5 protein-coding genes and 1 pseudogene are annotated in these 6,874 nt (G+C 51.4%); 3 read left to right on the top strand and 3 right to left on the bottom strand.

All coding sequences use genetic code 11. From position 1 onward, the window contains the following. Window positions 1–438, bottom strand: a 438-nt coding sequence (locus FDW95_RS23760; RefSeq protein WP_249359051.1) for an AraC family ligand binding domain-containing protein, incomplete at its 3' end; no start/stop codon positions are given. Between the two features lie 253 nt (window positions 439–691). Between FDW95_RS23760 and FDW95_RS11355 the strand changes: the two genes are divergently transcribed. After that, the gene (locus FDW95_RS11355) at window positions 692–2,092 is read left to right on the top strand and encodes an MFS transporter (protein WP_096759122.1); all 1,401 of its coding nucleotides are present in this window, start codon (window positions 692–694) and stop codon (window positions 2,090–2,092) included. A 10-nt stretch (window positions 2,093–2,102) separates the two neighbouring features. Continuing rightward, the gene (locus FDW95_RS11360) at window positions 2,103–4,058 is read left to right on the top strand and encodes a glycoside hydrolase family 127 protein (RefSeq protein WP_115257192.1); all 1,956 of its coding nucleotides are present in this window, start codon (window positions 2,103–2,105) and stop codon (window positions 4,056–4,058) included. Between the two features lie 86 nt (window positions 4,059–4,144). On the opposite strand, the gene FDW95_RS11365 is transcribed toward FDW95_RS11360, so the two are convergent. Next, window positions 4,145–4,885, bottom strand: a complete 741-nt coding sequence (locus tag FDW95_RS11365) for a MipA/OmpV family protein (protein WP_096759120.1) — start codon at window positions 4,883–4,885, stop codon at window positions 4,145–4,147. Between the two features lie 121 nt (window positions 4,886–5,006). On the opposite strand from FDW95_RS11365, the gene FDW95_RS11370 reads away from it, so the two are divergent. Next, window positions 5,007–5,960, top strand: a complete 954-nt coding sequence (locus FDW95_RS11370; RefSeq protein ID WP_115257191.1) for a LysR family transcriptional regulator — start codon at window positions 5,007–5,009, stop codon at window positions 5,958–5,960. Window positions 5,961–5,976: 16 nt separating this feature from the next. Here the strand turns inward: FDW95_RS11370 and FDW95_RS11375 are convergent. Further along, window positions 5,977–6,852: pseudogene (locus tag FDW95_RS11375) on the bottom strand (HlyD family secretion protein); the annotation flags it as partial. Window positions 6,853–6,874 lie beyond the last annotated feature (22 nt).

Consider the following 6,874-nt stretch of genomic DNA (forward strand, 5'->3'; position numbering starts at 1 on the left):
TATTTGCTGCAAAATCAGCAACAGGATCAGCTCCAGCGCAACGCTGCGATGGATATTCTCCTGCTCACGTAAAAACTGGCGAAACAGCGAAATAATATATTGTGGCTCATTCACCCGAGTCTGTTGCGGGATCGAAAGCAGCGCTTCAGGCGGTGAAACACGCTCACCGGACTTCACTTCAAAATGCAGCCAATAAAATTTTAAATCGGGCGGAAATTGTTCCACGCCGACATGTAAACGCTGCGGCCACAGCAGCAAACTCTCTCCAGCCTGCACGCTAAAAATAGCGTTCCCTTCACGAATCGTTAATGTCCCTTTTTCGACAAAGATAATTTCCCAGGAATGAAGTTGCCGCGCCGGATGACTTCCCACGCCACGAGAAATAAACAGCCCGCCATTTTGTACTTTAATCGGAAGTGACATGGATAATTCAAGCATAACTATTCAATTTCCCGCTTTTAGCACCCTAAAAAACCTGCCTTCATCTTTGATTATTCACGATAAAATAGTATCTCGCCGGATCGAAATCACACTTTTTCAATTAAGTCGGAATTGTCATCTTTTTATACTTTTCCCTTCCCTTGTTGGTCTGTGTATTTGGTGCAGAATAAATAACGTACTTTGCAAATGACACAATAAAAGCCCGCAATGTAGCGGGGTACTTTCTGAACATCCTCTCCGGGAGTTATTTATGACTTCGGCTCCGATTACGACCAACGATTTGGCACAACGTGCACAAGACGACAAATTATCTCTGCGTGAAAAAATAGGTTACGGATTAGGCGATGCAGGCGGGACCGTTATTACCTGCCTGATCATGAACTTCCTGACTTTTTTCTATACTGATGTGTTTGGCTTAACGCCCGCACTGGTCGGCACCTTGTTTATTGCCCTGCGCGTATTTGACGCGGTTTCTGACCCGATCATGGGTGTCCTCGCCGACCGCACGCAAAGCCGCTGGGGACGCTTTCGCCCATGGCAGCTGTGGGTGGCCGTTCCCATCGGCATTATTGGCGTTCTGACCTTTACCGTCCCGGACGCCAGCATGGGGGTAAAAATCGCCTGGGCATTTGGCACCTATCTGCTGCTTTCCGTCGGCTATACCGCGATCAATGTGCCGTATTGTGCGCTGATCAACACCATGACGACGCGCCACAATGAAGTGATCGCCTGCCAGTCCTGGCGCTTTGTGCTGTGCGGTGTCGCCGGTTTTTTAGTCTCCGTCGGCCTGCCGTGGATGGTGGAGATACTCGGTCAGGGCAACGCCGCGCAGGGTTATCAGTTTGGCGTGGGCATCCTGTGTGCCATCGCAGTCGTCATGTTCCTGTGCTGTTTCTTCTGGGTGCGCGAGCGGGTACCGCTGGCGATGATGGGGAAATTTACGCTGCGCGAACACATCGGCGGACTGCGTAAAAATGACCAACTGCTGCTGATGCTGGTGATGTCCTTCCTGCTGATCAATGTCTTTAATATTCGTGGCGGCGGGTACATGTACTTCATTACCTACGTGCTGGAAGGCAGTACCGCTTACACCTCGCTGTTTTTCACCATGGTCACCTTCGCTTCGATCATCGGTTCGGTGGTGGTTAGCCCGCTGACGCGACGCATCGACACCGTCAAACTCTATTACTACACCAACCTGGTACTGGCGGCGCTGGCAGCGTTAATGTGGTTCCTGCCAACCGGTCCAGCGCACCAGACGTTATGGCTGGCGGTGATTCTCGGCAACGGCATTATTCTCGGCTTCACGCTGCCGCTGCACTTCTCGCTGATGGCCTTTGCTGATGATTACGGCGAATGGAAAACCGGCGTGCGTTCCTCCGGCATGAATTTCGCCTTCAACCTGTTTTTCATCAAGCTGGCCTGGGCCTCCAGTGCCGGGATCATCAGCGTGTTGTTTATTTTTGTCGCCTATCAGCCTGGCGCTGGCAACCAAACCGCCAGTTCGCTGCAAGGTATTACCGCCATGGAGACGCTGCTGCCCGCCCTGTTCCACTTACTGCTGGCGCTGTCTATCCGCCTTTGCAAACTCAATAACCCGATGATGTCGCGCATTGCTACCGATCTGCGTCAGCGTCATGTACAGCCTTAAGGAGCACGAAATGAACGCACAGGAAGTCGACCTGCATAAGCTCACGGTCAACGATCCGTTCCTCGGACAATACCAGCAACTGGTGCGCGACGTGGTGATCCCCTATCAGTGGGATGCGCTCAATGACCGCATTGCAGAAGCCGATCCCAGCCACGCTATCGAGAATTTCCGCATTGCTGCGGGCCAGCAATCCGGTGAGTTTTACGGCATGGTTTTTCAGGATAGCGACGTGGCCAAATGGCTGGAGGCCGTGGCCTGGTCGCTGTGTCAGAAACCGGATACCGAGCTGGAAAAAACCGCCGATGAGGTGATTGAACTGGTCGCCGCCGCCCAGTGCGAAGATGGCTATCTCAACACCTATTTTACGGTGAAGGCCCCTGAAGAACGCTGGACGAATCTGGCCGAATGTCATGAGCTGTACTGCGCGGGTCACATGATAGAAGCGGGTGTGGCCTTCTTTCAGGCGACGGGAAAACGCCGCTTACTGGAGGTGGTATGTCGTCTAGCAGACCATATCGACAACGTTTTTGGACCCGGTGAAAACCAGCTGCATGGCTATCCCGGACACCCGGAAATTGAGCTGGCGCTCATGCGATTGTATGAAGTCACGCAGCAACCACGGTATATGACGCTGGTAAATTATTTTGTTGAGCAGCGTGGCACACAGCCGCATTTCTACGATGAAGAGTACGAAAAACGCGGTCGCACCTCCTACTGGCACACCTACGGCCCGGCGTGGATGGTGAAAGACAAGCCTTACAGCCAGGCGCACCAGCCAATATCTGAACAGCAAACCGCCATCGGTCACGCCGTGCGCTTTGTCTACCTGATGACCGGTGTGGCCCACCTGGCACGCTTAAGCCAGGACGAAGGCAAGCGCCAGGACTGCCTGCGACTGTGGAACAATATGGCCCAGCGCCAGCTGTACATTACCGGCGGGATCGGCTCGCAAAGCAGCGGCGAGGCATTTAGCAGCGACTACGATCTGCCCAACGACTCTGTGTATGCGGAAAGCTGCGCCTCTATTGGTCTGATGATGTTCGCCCGCCGGATGCTGGAGATGGAGGCCGATAGTCAGTACGCCGACGTAATGGAACGCGCACTGTATAACACCGTACTGGGTGGTATGGCGCTTGACGGAAAACACTTTTTCTACGTTAACCCGCTGGAAGTGCATCCTAAATCTCTAAAATTTAACCATATTTATGACCACGTGAAGCCCATTCGCCAGCGCTGGTTTGGCTGCGCCTGCTGCCCACCGAATATCGCGCGCGTGTTAACGTCGATTGGCCATTACCTCTACACGCCGCGCCAGGACGCGCTGTATATCAATATGTATGTGGGCAACAGCATGGAAATACCCGTTGAAAACGGGACGCTGAAACTCCGCATTAGCGGAGATTATCCGTGGCATGAGCAGGTTAATATCACCATTGATTCCGTGCAGCCAGTACACCACACCCTGGCACTACGCCTGCCGGACTGGTGCTCCGCGCCGCAGGTCATGCTGAACGGTCTGCCGGTCGAGCAGGATGTTCACAAAGGCTATTTGCACATAACCCGCACCTGGCAAGAAGGGGATACGCTGAGCCTGACGCTCCCGATGCCGGTGCGTCGGGTATACGGCAATCCGCTGGTTCGCCATGTTGCCGGTAAAGTTGCCATTCAACGTGGACCGTTAGTCTATTGTCTGGAGCAGGCGGATAACGGCGAGGAATTGCATAACCTGTGGCTGCCCAAAGAGAGTGAATTCAGGGTCTTTGAGGGGAAAGGGCTATTCAGCCATAAAATACTGATTCAAACGGAAGGGGTGAAGCAAAGCGCTGATGATGCCACGCAGCAATCGTTGTGGCACTACGATGTCTCCCCCGCTTCCCGGCAAACGCATACGCTGACGTTTATTCCGTGGTTTAGCTGGGCGAACCGTGGTGAAGGTGAAATGCGGATTTGGGTCAACGAGCAGTAATGATATGACGGATGGCGACTGTTGGCGCCATCCGTCAAAACATCATGAAAAAATTGCCCTCTTCCATGAGGACAAACGGGTGAGAATTAGAAACGCCAGCTCACCCCTGACAGGAAAGTGAAGCTGTCATCGCGATCAACCATTGGGCTATCCTTAATATCATCTGGCAGCACGCTATAGTTGGCGCTGGCCAGCAGTGTCAGGTTAGCGGTTAACGCATATTTTGCGGACAGACCGGCATACGGTGTCCAGCTATCGCCTGGGGAATAGCTAGATAACCCGCTACGGCGAGACTCATTGCCTGAGATGCCGTAGTAATATTCGTTGAATTTTTCATCGTAGTAGAGCACACCAATGGACGGCGTCAGCGTCAGCTTGCCCATCGGCATTGGACGGAACAGAGAAACTTCGCCAGCCCAACCGCTGCTGTTGTCCATTACATCCGCTGCGGCAGAGACTTTCACGCTGCCCCATTTCTCATGGTGATACCATGCGGCCCCCGCCATTGCGGTTGCGTCACGCTTGTCGAGCTGCTTCATCGCATGATCGTCGTTATCGCCAGGGTCAAACTCAAGCGGCATCCACGAAGCAGTAATGCTAAATTCATTACTTTCACTCTTCGACAGAATATAACCTAGCGTTGTTTGCCTAAAATAAAATGATTCGCCTTCATAACTGATAAGCGGTACTGCATGGACATTTTCATTGTATCCACGATAAGGAGATTCGTTATATACAGCCCCACCGCCAAGAGAAAACTCTGCGGCTGATGCACTTGCCATAAAAGACAAAGCAACTAGCGCCGCAATATTGCGTTTAATTAACATGCCAACTTTCCATTTTAAAATAAGCTACAAAGCAGGCGCATAATAATGCTTACAATTTCATCAGTGCAAGACGCATATTTATATAGTAATATATAAAATCATATATATATTGAATTCAGCGATGAACAAATTACAACTCAAACACCGGGAACTAAAAATTATTTCGGTCATTGCTGCCAGTGAAAACATCAGCCATGCAGCAACCGTACTCGGCATTGCGCAGGCCAACGTCAGCAAATATCTTGCTGATTTTGAATCAAAAGTTGGATTAAAGGTGTTTGACAGAACCACCCGACAACTTACCCTGACGCCCTTTGGCACCGCGTTGCTACCCTACATCAATGACATGTTAGACAGAAACGAGCAGCTGAACAATTTTATTGCCGATTATAAGCATGAAAAACGTGGTCGGGTCACGGTATATGCACCGACGGGAATTATTGCTTACTTATCGCAACATGTTATTGCAAAAATTCAGAATATTGGTGGAATTAGCCTCTCGCTGAAAACCTATAACCTGGAACGTAAAGCATTTTATGAAGGGGTCGAATTCCCTGATGATTGTGATGTTTTAATTTCCTACGCACATCCCAAAGATGAAACACTGGTTGCCAGTTTCATTACTAAATATGCGGTTACGGCTTTTGCCAGCCAGGGATATCTCGATAAACACCCCATCAGTAGCCCTGAAGAACTGGAGCAACATTCCTGTATTTTGATTGATTCAATGATGATTGATGACGCCAATATTTGGCGATTCAATTCAGCCGGTGGCAAGGAGATGCATGACTATCGGGTGACAGGAAATTACGTCTGCGATAATACACAATCCGCGCTGGCGCTGGCACGTAATCATCTGGGCATTGTTTTTGCGCCCAATGAAAGCGTTCAACTTGATATTGAGGCTGGGGCGCTGGTTCCGTGCTTCTCTGAACAGCACGAGTGGTGGCTGGATCTGGTCGCGATTTTCCGTAAGCGTGAATACCAACCCTGGCGAGTGCAGTTTATTCTGGATGAGATGTTGGCGGAGATTCGCGAGCAGCTTACTCAGGTGCTACAACAGCCACCTGAGTAAGTAAAATAGTCTGCACCTAGTGGTCGAGATACAGGTAATGCACCCAACTGGTCATGCGTAACAGGACCTTACGCATCACTGATACATGGGCGAAATGGTCCGAATACACCGCGACCTGAGCGTAAATACCATCAGGCAACGCGTTGACGTCCACATTCTCATTCAGTTCAATCGTGGCGATCACCCCTTCCGAACCCGGCGTGGAGTTTAAGGATTGCAACGCGCCGTTCGACTGATACGTACCCCCCGGAACCGCCGGGCTAATCGCGGCCAGTTTTCCGCTATAAACTTTCCCCGGTAGCGCGTTAAATACCACTTCAGCTTCGTCACCTGGCTCCAGTCGCAGAAGTGAGTTTTGGCGGAACTGGGCAATAATCTGTCGTTTTTGATCCGGGATAAACACCATCACCGGACGCATCGGCAGCGCAGCGGCATAGGTGCCCGGTCGGATCAGCACCTGGGTAACATAGCCATCGCTGGGCGCACGAACCACGGTTTGATCGAGGTTAAATTCTGCTTCCGCCAGCTGGGCTTTCAGGCTGGCAATTTGTGAATGCTCACCCATCACCATGCTGTCTAACTGGCTCTGTATTTGCTGTTGCTCTGCGAGGGACGATTTTACCGACGCTTCCTGCGCCAGATAGTTTTGCCGTGCCGCATCGATATCGCGTTCAGAAAAAGGATTTACCTTCGCCTGGCTACCCTGCGCGTAACGCTGGTAATCTTTTGCCAACTTGTCACGCGTGGCCTTTTTCTGCTGCGTGTTCGCTTTCATTTCATCTAACTGCGCAACCAGCGCCTGCTCTTTATGCTGTGCCGTGACAATGTCGGCTTTCAGGCGGTCAACCCTCGCCTGATAACGCCCTGGGTTAAGCTTAAACAGCACCTCGCCGGTGATGCTGCCAACTTACTGA

The organism is Citrobacter sp. wls718 (assembly GCF_005280945.1).
Taxonomy (GTDB): Bacteria; Pseudomonadota; Gammaproteobacteria; order Enterobacterales; family Enterobacteriaceae; genus Citrobacter; species Citrobacter gillenii.

Excerpts from the sequence above, each read along its gene's own strand:
- FDW95_RS11355 (WP_096759122.1), top strand. The coding sequence starts at position 692 with ATGACTTCGGCTCCGATTACGACCAACGATTTGGCACAACGTGCACAA.
- FDW95_RS11370 (WP_115257191.1), top strand. The coding sequence starts at position 5,007 with ATGAACAAATTACAACTCAAACACCGGGAACTAAAAATTATTTCGGTC.
- FDW95_RS11360 (WP_115257192.1), top strand. The coding sequence starts at position 2,103 with ATGAACGCACAGGAAGTCGACCTGCATAAGCTCACGGTCAACGATCCG.
- FDW95_RS11365 (WP_096759120.1), bottom strand. The coding sequence starts at position 4,885 with ATGTTAATTAAACGCAATATTGCGGCGCTAGTTGCTTTGTCTTTTATG.